This window comes from Streptomyces ardesiacus, from assembly GCF_003112575.1.
Taxonomy (GTDB): Bacteria; Actinomycetota; Actinomycetes; order Streptomycetales; family Streptomycetaceae; genus Streptomyces; species Streptomyces ardesiacus.
In genome coordinates this window covers 39,627-53,754 of record NZ_BEWC01000008.1, presented here as the reverse complement: position 1 = coordinate 53,754, position 14,128 = coordinate 39,627, and the positions used below count along the sequence as shown (strand labels likewise).

The 14,128-nt window shown below is 73.9% G+C and carries 16 protein-coding genes; 8 read left to right on the top strand and 8 right to left on the bottom strand.

Annotated features, from left to right (window positions below; translation table 11 throughout):
* Positions 1-69: 69 nt before the first annotated feature.
* Complete coding sequence (locus Sdi02f_RS25315; RefSeq protein WP_030401911.1) at positions 70-1,098, top strand: DUF8017 domain-containing protein; 1,029 nt, start codon at positions 70-72, stop codon at positions 1,096-1,098.
* Between the two features lie 21 nt (positions 1,099-1,119).
* Here Sdi02f_RS25315 and Sdi02f_RS25310 read toward each other — a convergent pair whose 3' ends face one another.
* The 3 genes from Sdi02f_RS25310 to Sdi02f_RS25300 all read right to left on the bottom strand — a co-directional run bounded on the left by Sdi02f_RS25310 (position 1,120) and on the right by Sdi02f_RS25300 (position 4,169).
* On the bottom strand, positions 1,120-1,965 hold the full coding sequence (locus tag Sdi02f_RS25310) for a spermidine synthase (protein ID WP_031081939.1): 846 nt from the start codon (positions 1,963-1,965) through the stop codon (positions 1,120-1,122).
* A 25-nt stretch (positions 1,966-1,990) separates the two neighbouring features.
* Positions 1,991-3,172: an elongation factor Tu gene (gene tuf / locus Sdi02f_RS25305; RefSeq protein WP_053638197.1), complete on the bottom strand. Its 1,182-nt coding sequence runs from the start codon at positions 3,170-3,172 to the stop codon at positions 1,991-1,993.
* Between the two features lie 274 nt (positions 3,173-3,446).
* Positions 3,447-4,169 carry a DNA alkylation repair protein gene (locus Sdi02f_RS25300; protein ID WP_108934264.1) on the bottom strand — a complete coding sequence of 241 codons (723 nt, stop codon included), beginning with the start codon at positions 4,167-4,169 and terminating at the stop codon, positions 3,447-3,449.
* A gap of 49 nt (positions 4,170-4,218) precedes the next feature.
* Here Sdi02f_RS25300 and Sdi02f_RS25295 point away from each other — a divergent pair, with 49 nt between their 5' ends.
* The 3 genes from Sdi02f_RS25295 to Sdi02f_RS25285 all read left to right on the top strand — a co-directional run bounded on the left by Sdi02f_RS25295 (position 4,219) and on the right by Sdi02f_RS25285 (position 6,243).
* Positions 4,219-4,995 (top strand): TVP38/TMEM64 family protein, encoded by a 777-nt coding sequence (locus Sdi02f_RS25295; RefSeq protein ID WP_030401915.1) that lies wholly within the window; start codon positions 4,219-4,221, stop codon positions 4,993-4,995.
* Between the two features lie 129 nt (positions 4,996-5,124).
* The gene (locus Sdi02f_RS25290; protein ID WP_108934073.1) at positions 5,125-6,000 is read left to right on the top strand and encodes an undecaprenyl-diphosphate phosphatase; all 876 of its coding nucleotides are present in this window, start codon (positions 5,125-5,127) and stop codon (positions 5,998-6,000) included.
* 63 nt (positions 6,001-6,063) lie between these two features.
* On the top strand, positions 6,064-6,243 hold the full coding sequence (locus tag Sdi02f_RS25285; protein WP_030401917.1) for a hypothetical protein: 180 nt from the start codon (positions 6,064-6,066) through the stop codon (positions 6,241-6,243).
* 49 nt (positions 6,244-6,292) lie between these two features.
* Here Sdi02f_RS25285 and Sdi02f_RS25280 read toward each other — a convergent pair whose 3' ends face one another.
* Entirely contained in the window at positions 6,293-7,033 is a 741-nt protein-coding gene (locus tag Sdi02f_RS25280; RefSeq protein WP_031081945.1) for an SDR family NAD(P)-dependent oxidoreductase, read from the bottom strand.
* A 161-nt stretch (positions 7,034-7,194) separates the two neighbouring features.
* Between Sdi02f_RS25280 and lnt the strand changes: the two genes are divergently transcribed.
* Positions 7,195-8,769 carry an apolipoprotein N-acyltransferase gene (lnt, locus tag Sdi02f_RS25275; RefSeq protein WP_108934072.1) on the top strand — a complete coding sequence of 525 codons (1,575 nt, stop codon included), beginning with the start codon at positions 7,195-7,197 and terminating at the stop codon, positions 8,767-8,769.
* On the opposite strand, the gene Sdi02f_RS25270 is transcribed toward lnt, so the two are convergent.
* Together Sdi02f_RS25270 and Sdi02f_RS25265 are read right to left on the bottom strand one after the other, a co-directional pair.
* Positions 8,693-9,598, bottom strand: coding sequence for a Gfo/Idh/MocA family protein (locus Sdi02f_RS25270; protein WP_030401920.1), 906 nt, complete (start codon positions 9,596-9,598; stop codon positions 8,693-8,695). The genes lnt and Sdi02f_RS25270 overlap by 77 nt on opposite strands.
* A gap of 22 nt (positions 9,599-9,620) precedes the next feature.
* Positions 9,621-10,802 carry an FAD-dependent monooxygenase gene (locus tag Sdi02f_RS25265; RefSeq protein ID WP_108934071.1) on the bottom strand — a complete coding sequence of 394 codons (1,182 nt, stop codon included), beginning with the start codon at positions 10,800-10,802 and terminating at the stop codon, positions 9,621-9,623.
* 144 nt (positions 10,803-10,946) lie between these two features.
* Between Sdi02f_RS25265 and Sdi02f_RS25260 the strand changes: the two genes are divergently transcribed.
* From Sdi02f_RS25260 to Sdi02f_RS25250, 3 genes are all read left to right on the top strand, one after another.
* A complete protein-coding gene (locus tag Sdi02f_RS25260) occupies positions 10,947-11,567 on the top strand; it encodes a TetR/AcrR family transcriptional regulator (RefSeq protein ID WP_053664411.1) in 621 nt (206 codons plus the stop codon).
* 42 nt (positions 11,568-11,609) lie between these two features.
* Positions 11,610-12,122, top strand: coding sequence for a DinB family protein (locus Sdi02f_RS25255; protein ID WP_030401923.1), 513 nt, complete (start codon positions 11,610-11,612; stop codon positions 12,120-12,122).
* 112 nt (positions 12,123-12,234) lie between these two features.
* Positions 12,235-12,729, top strand: coding sequence for a hypothetical protein (locus Sdi02f_RS25250; protein WP_368668294.1), 495 nt, complete (start codon positions 12,235-12,237; stop codon positions 12,727-12,729).
* Between the two features lie 12 nt (positions 12,730-12,741).
* Here the strand turns inward: Sdi02f_RS25250 and Sdi02f_RS25245 are convergent, their stop codons facing one another.
* Both Sdi02f_RS25245 and ung read right to left on the bottom strand, forming a co-directional pair.
* Complete coding sequence (locus tag Sdi02f_RS25245) at positions 12,742-13,275, bottom strand: hypothetical protein (protein WP_030401925.1); 534 nt, start codon at positions 13,273-13,275, stop codon at positions 12,742-12,744.
* Between the two features lie 121 nt (positions 13,276-13,396).
* Positions 13,397-14,080, bottom strand: a complete 684-nt coding sequence (ung, locus tag Sdi02f_RS25240) for a uracil-DNA glycosylase (RefSeq protein WP_030401926.1) — start codon at positions 14,078-14,080, stop codon at positions 13,397-13,399.
* Positions 14,081-14,128: the final 48 nt, after the last annotated feature.

Here is a 14,128-nt window from a genome sequence, read left to right as displayed (position 1 = left end):
CGTTTCGGTACGTCCCTGACAAGGGCCGGTGACCGAATCGTGTCCTCGGCGGCATTAGGGTGACTGCTTATGTGGCCAGGACAGCAGCCGCCCGGGGGCGAGCAGAACCCGCAGGACCAGAACAACCCGTATCAGCAGCCGGGGTATCAGCAGCCGAATCCGTACCAGCAGCCGGGCTACCAGCAGCAGCCCGGCGCGTACGGGCAGCAGCAGTGGAGCACGCCGCAGCCGGCCACCGTCGTGCCGTCGGCGACGGGCGGCGGGGGCGGGGGCGGCAACCGGACCAAACTGGTCGCGATCATCGCGTCCCTCGCCGTGGTCGTGACCGCCGGTGTCACCGGGTTCCTGGTGCTCGGCGGCGACAAGGACGACCAGGCGGACGACGGCAAGGACAAGAAGGTGTCGGCGAGCCCGACCCTGGAGAAGTCCAAGTCCCCGGCCCCCGACCCCACGTCGTCCGGTTCCGACGACAACCCGCGCGGCGGCGAGGGAGTGAAGGCCACCATCGACGGCTGGAAGGTCGTCGCCAACCCGCGCTTCGGCACCCTGTTCGACGTGCCCGCGGACTGGGAGATCGAGAGCACCGGCACCAGCGTCGGCTTCGAGTGGGAAGAGGACGGCAAGACCGACCGCACCACCGTGACCGCCCCGGCCTACCTGAAGTCCGAGTGGTGCACCACCGACGAGAACAAGGACGGCCGCAAGGAGAGCACCGCGCTCGCCACCGCGGGCACCCGGGGCGAGAGCGGCGCCAAGGACACCGACATGGCGGCCGAGACCCGGGTGCCGTGGTGGATCTACGGCGGATACACGCAGCCCGACAAGAAGAGCGTGAAGTACGGCAAGCCGAAGGCGTACACGACCACCTCCGGCATCAAGGGCAGCGTCATCACCGCGCACTCGGAGGGCACGCCCCAGAAGGGCAAGTGCGACTCCGAGGGCAAGGCGATCACCTTCGCCTTCCAGAACGGCGCGGGGGACTTCGTCACCTGGAACCTGTACGGCGCCAAGGGCGTCAAGGACGAAGTGCCGGAGGCGACGGTCCAGAAGATCCTCAGCACCGTGCGTCTCACCGAGGAACCGCCGACCGAGTCGTAGGCGCCGGGGCGGTGACGCCGCTCAGCCGATGCCGAACGCCCCGGCGGGCGGCTCGGGCGACGGGACGGCGTCCTCGTCGCGCACCGGCTCGGCGTCGCCGGTGAACTCCCGCAGGGCGGAACCGTGTTCGACCCTGGCCGGGAACACGTCGGCGGCGGTGCGCCGGGCCAGGGCCGCGGTGTCCAGCGGCCGGTGCGCGGCGACGAGCACCGCGTTGCCGAACCGCCGCCCGCGCAGCACGCCCGGTTCGGCGATCAGCGCCAGTTCCTCGAAGAACACGGCCAGCCCGGCCAGTTGGCCGCGCAGGAAGCCGAACGGCGCCGCGTCGGCCAGGTTCGCCACGTACACGCCGTCGGGGCGCAGCACCCGGGCCGCCTCGCGCAGGTAGCCCACGGAGGCCAGGTGCGCGGGCACCCGGGAGCCCCCGAAGACGTCGGCGACCAGGACGTCGGCCGAGTCCGCCGGGGCGGATGCCAGCCAGGCGCGGGCATCGGCACCGTGGGCGGTGACGCCCGCGCCCGGGGGCAGCGGCAGGTGCTCGGCGACCAGGGCGAGCAGTCCCCGGTCGGCCTCCACGACGTCCTGGCGCGAGCCGGGCCGGGTCGCGGCCACGTACCGGGGCAGGGTCAACGCGCCCCCGCCCAGGTGCAGTACGTCCAGCGCGCGCCCCGGCTCGGCGACCGTGTCCAGGACGTGGCCGAGCCGGCGCGTGTACTCGAACTCCAGGTGCGCCGGCTCGTCCAGGTCGACGTACGACTGCGGGGCGCCGTCGACCGTGAGCAGCCAGGCCCGTTCCCGGTCGACGTCGGGCATGAGCTTGGCGGTGCCGTGGTCGGTGACGCGGCTGACGGGTATGGCTTCGTTCACCCGCCCATTGTGCCCGCCGCCGGCCTCACTCGACGGCGGTCACGGTCCCCGCGCCCACCGTGCGGCCGCCCTCGCGGACCGCGAAGCCGAGCCCCGTCTCCAGCGGCACCTCCCGCCCCAGCTCCACCGTCATGGTGACGGTGTCCCCGGGCCGGGCGACGGCCGCCTCACCGAGGTCCACGTCGCCGACCACGTCCGCGGTACGGATGTAGAACTGCGGCCGGTAGCCGGTGGTCAGCGGCGTCGAGCGGCCGCCCTCGCGCGCCGACAGCACGTACACCCGCGCACGGAAGCGCCGCGCGGGGACGACGCTGCCGGGTGCGGCGACCACGTGCCCGCGCCGCACGGTGTCGCGGGCGACCCCGCGCAGCAGGAGCGCCACGTTGTCCCCGGCCTGGGCCTCCTCCATCGGCCTGCCGAAGGTCTCCAGACCGGTGACGACCGTCTCGGCACCGGCCCCGAGCACCTCGACCCGGTCGCCCACGCGCACGGTGCCGCGCTCGACGGCGCCGGTGACGACGGTGCCGCGGCCGGTGATGGTGAGCACGTTCTCCACCGGCAGCAGGAACGGCGCGTCCAGGTAGCGCTCGGGCATGGGCACGTACGTGTCCACGGCGTCGAGCAGCGCCTCGACGGACGCCGTCCACCTCGGGTCGCCCTCCAGGGCCTTGAGCCCGGAGACCCGGACGACGGGCACGGCGTCGCCGCCGTAGCCGTGCGCGGTGAGCAGGTCGCGGACCTCCAGCTCCACGAGGTCGGTCAGTACCGCGTCCTCGCCGTCGTCGACGGCGTCGGCCTTGTTGAGCGCGACCACGATGTGGTCGACGCCCACCTGCCGGGCGAGCAGCACGTGTTCGGCGGTCTGCGGCATGATCCCGTCCAGCGCGGAGACGACGAGGATCGCCCCGTCGAGCTGGGCGGCGCCGGTGACCATGTTCTTGACGTAGTCGGCGTGGCCGGGCATGTCGACGTGGGCGTAGTGCCGGGTGTCGGTCTCGTACTCGACGTGCGCGACGTTGATGGTGATGCCGCGCGCGGCCTCCTCCGGGGCGCGGTCGATGCGGTCGAACGGCACGAACGTGCCGGCCCCGCGCTCGGCGAGGACCTTGGTGATGGCGGCGGTCAGGGTGGTCTTGCCGTGGTCGACATGGCCCATCGTGCCGATGTTCAGATGCGGTTTGGTGCGGACGTACGCCGTCTTGGACATGGCGGTACCTCGAAGCCTCGTGGCGGTGGTGGGGACCCCTGGGGCCGGCCGACCCTCCCCCTGCGGGGTCCGCCGGACGATCCGGGGAGGGTCAGCTTCGGGCGCCGTCGACTGCGGCGGTGAGGTGGGGGACGGCAGCCTTCGGGGCATCCGCGACCGCGGATGCTGCGAGGTGGAAGGCGTACCGGAACATGACGCCGATCATCGCCGACGTCTCGTCGCACGTCGACTGCTTTTCGAGGGGCGGGAGTCCGGGATCGGGGCCCGTCCGGTCCTACGGACCGATGGCGCGCAGCGCCTCCCGCACGGACAGCGGTGCCAGGCGCGTCCGGTGGGCGGCGACGAAGGCGCGCACCGCGTCCGGGTCGGTCTTGGCGTACTCGCGCAGGCACCAGCCGACGGCCTTGCGGACGAAGAAGTCGCCGTGGCCCGACTGGCGCGCGCAGTAACCGAAGAGACGGTCGGTGTCGGTGCGTTCCTTGTGGCGCAGTTGGTGCAGGAGCGCCGTGCGGTCCAGCCAGCGGTCCTCGTCCTCGATCCAGGCGTCCATCACGGCCGTGAGCTCGCGGTCCGCGGTGACGAGGCCCCCGACGACGTGGGCGGCGAGCAGGTCGACGGTGTCCCACCAGGGGACCGTGGTGAGCAGGTGGCGCACCACGGGCAGGAATCCGGACGAGCAGTGCGTCACGTACCGGCGCAGGTAGTCGACGGCGAAGTAGTGGTACTCGCGCTCGGGCAGCCGCCAGCAGCGCAGCGCGACCGCGGTGCAGTCGGCCTCGTCCGGGCGGGGCACCCCCGCCAGCACGGTGCGGGACAGGGAGCGGCGCACGGGCGAGGTCAGGCCCAGGAAGGGGGCCACGTCCTTCATGTAGGCCCGCAGCCCGGCCGCCCGCTCGGGGTCGGCCGCGGTGGGGTACTGGGCGGTGAGCCGCTCCAGTACCGTGTCGGCGAGAGCGCTGTCCGGGACGTCCGGAAGTGACCGGGCTGTGACGCTCATGAGACGCAGCATACGGCGATCACACATATTTGTCGGTTAGTGTCACCGGATGCTCGATGCCACCACCCGCTCTGGGGGCACCGCCACGGTCACTCCCCGGACCGCTGCCACGGAACTCGCCGTCGCCACCACCGCGGGACCGGTCGCGCCGACCGGCCTCGCCCGGGTGACCAGAGTCCTGTTGTCCCCGTGGTCGCGGCTCTCCCTGCTCGTCGCCCTGCTGGCCTCGGCCGCGACGACGGTGGTGCTGTTCCGGCCGCAGGAGTTGCTGACCGACGGCTGGCCGCCGCAGCTCGGGGGCGCCGCGGCGGCCCTCGCCTACGCGGTGGCGTACGGGCTGTGCACGGTGGCCTTCGTGCCGCGTCCGCTGCTCAACCTGGCGGCCGGTGCCCTGTTCGGCTCGCAGGTGGGCCTTGCCTCCGCGCTGGCGGGGACGGTGCTGGGCTCCGGGGTCGCCTTCTGTCTGGGCCGGGTGCTCGGCCAGGAGGCGCTGCGTCCGCTGCTGCGGGGCAAGTGGCTGAAGGCCGCGGACGGGCAGCTCAGCCGGCACGGTTTCCGCACGATGCTGGCGATGCGGCTGTTCCCCGGGGTGCCCTTCGCGGCGTCCAACTACTGCGCCGCCGTCTCCCGCATGGGCCTGCTGCCCTTCCTGCTGGCGACGGGGCTCGGTTCGCTCCCCAACACCGCCGCCTACGTCGTCGCCGGCGCCCGCGCCTCGACGCCCACCTCGCCCGCCTTCCTGATCGCGCTGGCCTGCATCGCCCTGCCGGGACTCGCGGGTGCCGTGGTGGCCTGGCGCAAGCGGCACCGCCTGCGCGGGCACTGACCCCGTCGCCCGGGGTTCATTTCGGGGCGCTACGCTGCCCCTCGGCACGCCAGCTCCCGATCACCGCACACGACGGTTCGGCGTGTCCGCCGACCGTTTCTCGATCGCCACTTGGACTGACGTAACTTCATGTCTTGGTTTGAATCCCTCGTGCTCGGACTCGTCCAGGGGCTGACCGAGTTCCTCCCCGTGTCCTCCAGCGCCCACCTGCGGCTGACCGCGGCGTTCTCCGGCTGGCACGACCCGGGCGCGGCCTTCACGGCGATCACGCAGATCGGCACCGAGGCCGCGGTGCTCATCTACTTCCGCAAGGACATCGGGCGGATCATCTCGGCGTGGACGCGTTCGCTCGCCGACAGGTCGATGCGTCACGATCCCGACGCGCGCATGGGCTGGCTGGTGATCGTCGGCTCCATCCCGATCGGCGTGCTCGGCCTGACGCTCAAGGACCAGATCGAGGGCCCCTTCCGCGACCTGCGGATCACCGCGACGATGCTGATCGTCGTCGGCGTGGTCATAGGCGTCGCCGACCGGATGGCCGCCCGCGACGAGAAGGGCGGCCGGCACCGCGCGCCGCAGCAGCGCAAGGAGCTGGAGAACCTGGGTGTGCGGGACGGCCTGATCTACGGCCTGTGCCAGGCGGCGGCCCTCATCCCCGGCGTCTCGCGCTCCGGCGCGACCATCAGCGGCGGCCTCTTCATGGGCTACCGGCGCGAGGCCGCCGCGCGGTACTCGTTCCTGCTCGCGATCCCCGCGGTGCTCGCCTCCGGCGTGTTCGAGCTGAAGGACGCGATGGCGAGCGACCACGTGGCCTGGGGGCCGACGCTCTTCGCAACGGTCATCGCCTTCGCCTCCGGGTACGCGGTCATCGCCTGGTTCATGAAGTTCATCTCGACCAAGAGCTTCATGCCGTTCGTCTGGTACCGCATCGCCCTCGGCGTCGTCATCATCGCGCTGGTCGCGGCCGGTGTCCTCAGCCCGCACGCGGCGGAGTCCGCCGGCTGACCGCGACGGATCGTGTAGCCGTCCGGTAGCGCAGCGTCAGTGCTTGCCCCTAGGCTGGTCCGCATGTCCCCCGATGACGTGACCCCTGGTTCCGTGCGGTCCGCCGCGGAACTGAACGATCAGATCCGCGCGCTGTGGCGGCGCACGGGCGGGACCCTGTCCGCCCAGGAGCGCGTGGAGTACGAGTTGCTGGTGGTCGAGTGGGCGACCGCGATCCGCGGCGAGGTCATCGAGGCGGCCTGAGCCGGACCCGCCCGGACCCGCCCCGGCGCGGAGCCGTCCCCGGCGGCCGTCAGCGTCCGCCCGCCACCCGGAGCACCGTCCCCGTCGTGTACGACGCGTCGGGCGAGAGCAGCCAGGAGATCGCCGCGGCGATCTCCTCCGCCCGGCCCGCGCGCCCCATCGGCACCGCCGCTCCCATCCGCGCCGCCCGCCCGGCGTCGCCCGCCGCCGCGTGCATCTCGGTGTCGATCACGCCGGGCGCCACGGCGTTGACCCGGATCCCGTCCGGGCCCAGCTCCTTGGCCAGGCCCAGCGTCAGCGCGTCGACGCCCGCCTTGCTCGCCGCGTAGTGCACGTACTCCCCCGGGCTGCCGAGGGTCGCGGCGCCCGACGAGACGTTCACGATCGCGCCGCTGCCCCGCGGTGTCATCAGCCGCGCCGCCCGCCGCGCGCACAGCAGCACGCCCAGCAGATTGACGTCGAGGACCCGGCGCAGGTCCGCGGTGTCGCTGTCGGCGAGCCGCCCGAGCGGGCCGGTCACGGCCGCGTTGTTCACCAGCCCCGTCACCGGGCCCAGCCCTTCCTCCGCCGCGTCGAAGAGGCGCTCGACGTCGGCCTCGACGGACGTGTCCGCCCGCAGCGCGACGGCGCGGCCGCCCGCCTCGCGCACCCCGGCCACGACCGCCTCCGCGGCCGCCGCGTCGCGCGCGTAGCCCACGGCGACGTCGTGTCCGTCGGCGGCGAGACGCAGGCAGGTCGCCGCGCCGATCCCGCGGCTGCCGCCGGTGACCACCGTGATGGGTCGCGTCATTGATGCCTCCACGTCGGGCGGTGCCAGTTGATCGATCATCGATCATCCTAGGGAAACTTTGCCGCGCCGCACAGACCTCGGTGTGATCAACTGAATGCGCCGTCGTCGCGGGCGCACACTGTACGGATCACCGGGTAGGCGGCATCGACAAGGAGGCGCCCATGCAGAAGCCCGACGACTGGCTCGCCTCCCGGTGGCGGCGCTCGGTCCTCGCCGTGCTCGCCGGGGCCCTGCCGGTGCTCGCGTTCCCGGGCCCGGCCCTGTGGTGGTGGGCCTACGCCGCGCTGGTCCCCTGGATCCTGCTGGCCCGCACCGCGCCGGGCGGCAGGCGCGCGGCGTACGACGGGTGGTGCGGCGGTTTCGGGTTCGTGCTGGCCATGCACCACTGGCTGCTGCCGAACCTGCACGTGTTCACGTTCGTCATCGCCGCCCTGCTCGGCGCGCTGTGGATCCCGTGGGGCTGGCTGGTGCACCGGACGCTCGGCGGGGCGCCGTCCCGCGGCCGGGTCGCCGCGGCCCTCCTGGTGCTGCCCTCCGGCTGGCTGCTCGCGGAGCTGGTCCGCTCCTGGCAGGGGCTCGGCGGTCCCTGGGGGATGCTCGGCGCCAGTCAGTGGCAGGTGGCCCCGGCGCTGCGGCTGGCCTCGGTGGGCGGGGTGTGGCTGCTCAGCTTCCTCGTGGTGGCCGTCAACGTCGCCGTCGCCGTCCTCGTCGCCGTGCGCCGGGCCAGGGTGCCGGCCCTGGCGGGGCTGGTCGCCACGGCCGCGGCCACCTCGGCGGCCTGGGGGTGGGCACCGCGCCCCGACACGGGCGAGCGGGTCGCCATCGCCGTGGTGCAGCCGGGCATCGTCGCCGGGGCGGGGAGCGCCGAACGGCGGTTCGACCGCGAGGAGCAGCTGACGCGCGGCCTCGCGGGCCGGGACCTCGACCTGATCGTCTGGGGCGAGAGCAGCGTCGGCCACGACCTGGACGACCGGCCGGACCTCGCCCGGCGACTGGCCGCGCTGTCCCGGGAGACCGGCGCGGACGTCCTGGTCAACGTGGACGCGCGGCGCTCGGGCAAACCCGGCATCTACAAGAGTTCGGTGCTCGTCGGCCCCGAGGGCCCGACCGGCGACCGGTACGACAAGATGCGCCTGGTCCCCTTCGGCGAGTACGTGCCGTTCCGCTCGCTGCTCGGCTGGGCCACCTCCGTGGGCAAGGCGGCGGGCGAGGACCGCATGCGGGGCACCGGACAGGTGGTGATGAACGCCGGCGACGGCCTGCGGATCGGACCGATGGTCTGCTTCGAGAGCGCCTTCCCCGACATGAGCCGGCGGCTGGCCGCGGACGGCACCGGTGTGCTGCTCGCCCAGTCGTCCACGTCGACCTTCCAGCACACGTGGGCGCCCGAGCAGCACGCCTCGCTCGCCGCCCTGCGCGCCGCCGAGACCGGCCGGCCGATGGTGCACGCCACGCTCACCGGCGTCTCCGCCGTCTACGACGCGAACGGCGCGCGGACCGGCCCCCGGCTCGGCACCGACGCGAGCGCGTCACGGGTGTACGAGGTCCCGGTCGCCCACGGCACCACGCCGTACGTCCGCTACGGCGACTGGACGGTGTACGCGGCGCTGCTGACCCTCGCGGCCTGGGGCGCCGCCGAGGGCGTGCGGACGGTGCGGCTCAGGCGGGGCCGTCCAGTACGGCCCGGACCACCCGCTCGCACAGCTCATGGGTCTCCAGCGCGTCCCGGGCGCTGAGCACCTCGCCGGAGCGCACCGCGTCGAGGAAGGCCAGCACGGCCTGCTCGATGCCGCGCTGGCGAGCCACGGGGACCCAGTCGCCGCGCCGCCGCACGGTGGGCTGGCCCTTGTGGTCGATCACCTCGGCGAGGTTGACCACCTGGCGCTTGGTGTCCTGGCCGGAGACCTCCAGGATCTCCTCCGCCGAGCCGCTGAGCCGGTTCATCACGCCGAGCGCGGTGAAGCCGTCCCCGGCGAGCTGGAGCACGACGTGGTGGAGCAGGCCGTTCTCGGTGCGGGCGCGCACGGTCACGTCGTCGACCGGTCCGGGCACCAGGAACCTGAGGGTGTCGACGACGTGGATGAAGTCGTCGAGGATCATCGTGCGCGGTTCCTCGGGCAGTCCGGTGCGGTTCTTCTGCATGAGGATCAGCTCGCGCGGGTGCTCCGCGCACTGCGCGTACCCGGGCGCGTGGCGCCGGTTGAAGCCGACGGCGAGGCCGGTGCCGCGCTCCTCGGCGAGGGCCACCAGGCGCTCGGAGTCGGCGAGTTCGTAGGCGAGCGGCTTGTCGACGTAGGTGGGGACGCCCGCGCCGAGCAGCTTGGTCACGATCTCGGGGTGGGCGGCGGTCGGGGCGTGCACGAAGGCCGCGTCCAGGCCCTGGGCGAGCAGCGCGTCGAGGTCGGCGTGGCGCTGCGCCCGCGGGATGCGCAGCCCGTCGGCGACCCGGGTGAGGGTGGCGGGGGTGCGGGTCTGCAGGTGCAGTTCGATCCCGGGGAGGGCGCCGAGCACCGGCAGGTAGGCCTTCTGCGCGATGTCACCGAGTCCGATGCAGCCGACCTTCACGGGATGTGCTCCTCTACCGCTCTTAACGCTCGCCGTCCTGGGTCCGCGGGGAAGCATACGGGGGCTGCGGGGGCCGCCAGTCGGCGATGCCGTCGAAGCTGCGCAGGAACAGGGCCGGTCCGGCCTTGGACAGCGCGCGGACCGCGGTGTCGCGGACGGCGATCCGGGCACGCTTGCCCGTCAGGTTGAGACGGGCGACCTTGACCGCCTTGCGGGCGATCGCGGTCGTGCGGGGCAGCCGGGCGGCCGTGTAGGCGGCGAGGTCCTGGCCGTGGTGGGCGAGCACGACCGCGTCCTCGACGGCCTGGTTGCCGCCCTGGCCGAGGCTGGGCGGCATGGCGTGCGCGGCGTCCCCGAGGAGGACGGTCCGGCCGCGGTGGTAGGCGGGCAGCGGCTCGGCGATGTGGTGCACGTCGTGGCGCAGGACGTCCTCGGGGCGGGCGGCGGCGAGGACGGCGGGGATCGGGTCGTGCCAGTCGCCGTAGCGGTGCAGCAGTTCCGCCCGCTCGTCGGCCGCGTGCCCTCCGGCCGGCGCGAGGGCGGCGGCGTAGGCGTAGACCCGGCCGTCCTTGAGCGGGTGCGTGCCCCAGATGCGGCCCCGGCCCCAGGTCTCGTGGGAGGCGAACTCCGCGCCGGGGACCGGGATCACGACCCGCCAGGTGGTGAAGCCGGAGTAGACGGTGCCGGGGTGGAGCGGGAACAGCGCGCGGCGTACGGCGGAGTGGATGCCGTCGGCCCCGACGACCAGGTCGGCCTCCAGTTCGCCGGCCGGTGTGCGGACCCTGGCCGGACGGTCGCGGTCGCCCGGGTCGGCGAGGCGCGTATCGGCGCCGGTGCGGACGGCGTCCGGCGGCAGCAGCGCGGACAGGCGGTCGACGAGGGTGGAACGGTGCAGCAGCACCAGCGGACCGCCGAAGCGTGCCTCGGCCGCCTCGGCGCTGGACCGGGAGAGCCAGCGCCCGTCCGGGGTGCGCACTCCCCCGTCGCCCTGCCAGGCGGCGAGGGCACGGATCTCGTCCCCGAGGCCGATCACGTCCAGGGCGCGCAGGGCGTTGGGCGACAGCGAGATGGCCGCGCCGACCGGCTCGAGGGAGGGGGCGCGCTCCAGCACGGTGACCTGCAGGCCGCTCTGGTGCAGGGCCACCGCCGCGGTCAGGCCGCCGATGCCGCCGCCGATCACGACGGCCGTCTTCGTCCTCGTCATGGCGCTCGACTCTCCTCGGTCTTCTCGGCTGCTTTCTCGGCGCCGGCGCTCCTCGGCACGGCCCGGCCCGGAAGGCACTACAGGCGTAGTAACGCTTGCCGTCGACTGTACTACAGCCGTAGTGCGCCCAGTAGATTGATCCGCATGTCCGCTCCCGCCGCACCCCCCGGCCCCTCGTCCGGCGCCTCCCGCGCCGGCCTCGTCGCCGACGCCGCCCTGGCGCTGCTCGCCGAGCGCGGGATGCGCGGGCTGACGCACCGGGCGGTGGACGAGCGGGCCGGGCTCCCCCAGGGCTCCACGTCCAACGTCGCCCGGACCCGGCAGGCGCTGCTGGAACTCACGGTGCGGCGCCTGGCCGACCGGGAGGCTCGGGTGCTGGCCCTGCACGAGATGCCGGACCCGCGCGCCGGCCTCGACGCCCTGGTCGGCGCGCTGGCGCTGGCCACGCACCGTGCCCTGACCCGCCACCGCACGCTGACGCTGGCCCGCTACGAGCTGGCCCTGGAGGCCACGCGCCGCCCCGAGCTGCGCGCGCACTTCGACGCGGCGGGCGCCCGCTTCCGGGAGCAACTGGGCGCCCTCGTCACGGCGATGGGCTCGGCCGACCCGGCCCGGCACGTGCTGTCGCTGGTCGCCTGGGCGGACGGTCTGATGTTCAGTTGCGTGGCCGGGAGCTTCCACGCCGAGGTACCGAGCCTCCAGGAGGTGCGCTCGGGGCTGCGGGAGCTCCTGGACGGCATGCTGGGCGGGCCGCCGGGCCGCTGAAACCTGCTGGTGGGACCGGCCGTTGTGGGCGAGGATGCCACCATGACCACCGAACGCCGTGAACCCCCTGTCGATGCCGACGAACGCGCCATGCTGGAGGGCTGGGTCGACTACCACCGGCAGACGCTCGCCTGGAAGTGCGAGGGACTCACCGACGAGCAGCTGAGGACGGCCGCCGTGGCACCGTCGGCGCTGACCCTGATGGGACTGGTCCGGCACATGGCGGAGGTGGAGCGCAGTTGGTACCGCAGGGTGCTGGCGGCCGAGGACGCGGGCCCGATCTACTACTCCGACGAGGACCCGGAGGGCGAGTTCCGGCTGACCGGCGCGGACACCTTCGCCGAGGCCCGCGCCACCTGGCAGGCGGAGATCGAGGCGGCCCGGCGCAACGCCGCCGGCGTCCCCCTGGACGCACCGACCCGGGGCAGGCACCTGCGCACCGGTGAGCGCTACACCCTGCGCTGGATCCACACCCACATGATCGAGGAGTACGCCCGGCACAACGGGCACGCGGACCTGATCCGCGAACGCCTGGACGGAGCCACGGGCGACTGACGTCACCTCCGGTCGCCCACGCACCTCCGTACGGGGCGGGAGATCACCCGTGCGGGGCAACCTTCGCTCGTCCGGCCCCGGTTGGCGGGCCGGAAGCAGCAGAGTGGCGCGGGTGCATCGAACGACGACCACCGCAACGCTTCTGCTGGCCGTGGCTGTCTCGGCCCTGACCGGCTGTACGACGGTCGGGGGCCGGGCCGCGGACGGGCCCCCCGGAGCCGGGGCCCGCTCGTCCGCGCCCCGCCCGGACGGCCCGGCCGAGCCCCGGGTCGTCCAGGCGCCGGCCCGGGAGGCACTGGAGATGATCGGCCCCTCCCCCACTCCGGAGGGAGCCGGCGGGAAGCCGCACCCCGCCAGGACCCCGGCGACCCCGTCCACGCCCCACCCTCCGCCCGCCGCCGGCCCCGGACGGCAGCCCGACCGTCCCCCGGCACCCGGTCCCACCCGCGCCCCCGCGGCGCCGCGGCCCGGGGCTCCCGGTGTGCCCGGCACCTCGGGCCAGGGCACCGGCGGGAAGGCGGACGTGTGCTCCCTCGGCAAGCAGTACGGCGGCTGGCGGCCGGGCAGCCCCGAGGCCCGCATCTGCGAGCAGGCGTACGGCCGCTGAGGCCGAGCGGTGCTACGGCCGCTGCCGCGGCGGCCGTCCCCACCCCTCGGGAGGACCGTCGGACCGGTCGGCGCCGGCCAGGCGCAGCTCCAGCCGGTCGATGGCGGCACGTACGTCCTGCGCGTAGCGGCCGGGGGCGAGGGACTCGGCGGTGGCACGGGCGCGCCGCAGGTGCAGGCGGGCCGCTTCCCGGTGACCGAGCCGGTCGTAGTCCGCGGCCAGGTTCAGGTGGAGCGAGGGGGACAGGGCACGGGCGGCGGGCACTCCCTCGTGCCGGTCGGCGCGGCGCTCCCGCGTCAGTTCCTCGGCGGCCGACAGCGCCCGCAGGTCCCAGGCCAGTTCCTCGGCGGGGTCGTCCTGGGTGCCGGCGAGGTAGTGGGCCAGCGTGCAGCGGTGCAGGGGGTCGCCGTGCTCGCCGATCTCCGCCCACAGGGCGAGGAAACGGTCCCGGGCCTCCTCGCGGTCGCCCGCGTGGTGCAGCATGGCGACCTGACCGATCCGCGTCAGCACCGCGTCCGGCGCCGCCTGCTCCTGTCCCCTCGCCACCGCGCCCTCCGTGCCCTCGTCCGCTGTCCCGACGACGCTAACCGCAGGCGCCCGCATTCCCGGTCAGGCGGCACCGGGCGTCGACGGGCCGGTCTGCCGCCGACCGGCCCGGACTCGCGGATCAGCCCAGGTTCGGGATGGTCCAGTCGATCGGCTCGTGGCCCTGCGCGGCGACCGCCTCGTTGATCTGCGTGAACGGGCGGGAGCCGAAGAACTTCTTCGCGGACAGCGGCGAGGGGTGGGCGCCCTTGACCACGACGTGCCGCTCCTCGTCGATCAGCGGCAGCTTCTTCTGCGCGTAATTGCCCCACAGGACGAAGACCGCCGGGTCGGTCCGGTCGGCCACCGCGCGGATCACCGCGTCGGTGAACAGCTCCCAGCCACGGGACTTGTGCGAGTTCGCCTCGCCGGCGCGGACCGTGAGCACCGCGTTGAGCAGCAGGACGCCCTGCTTCGCCCACGGCATCAGATAGCCGTTGTCCGGAATCGGGGTGTCCAGCTCCGCGTGCATCTCCTTGTAGATGTTCCGCAGGGACGGCGGGACCTTCACACCGGGCCGGACCGAGAAGCACAGCCCGTGTCCCTGGCCCTCGCCGTGGTACGGGTCCTGGCCGAGGACCAGCACCTTCACCCGGTCGAAGGGCGTGGCCTCCAGCGCGGCGAAGACCTCCTCGCGGGGCGGGTAGACGGGGCCGTTCGACCGCTCCTCCTCGACGAACTCCATCAGCTCCTTGAAGTAGGGCTGTTGCAGCTCGCCGCCCAGCACCTCGCGCCAGGACTCGGGCAGCATGGCGATGTCGGTCACGTCAACTTCCTTACGCTGTGCGGTGGCATCCAGTCCCTAGAACCTACC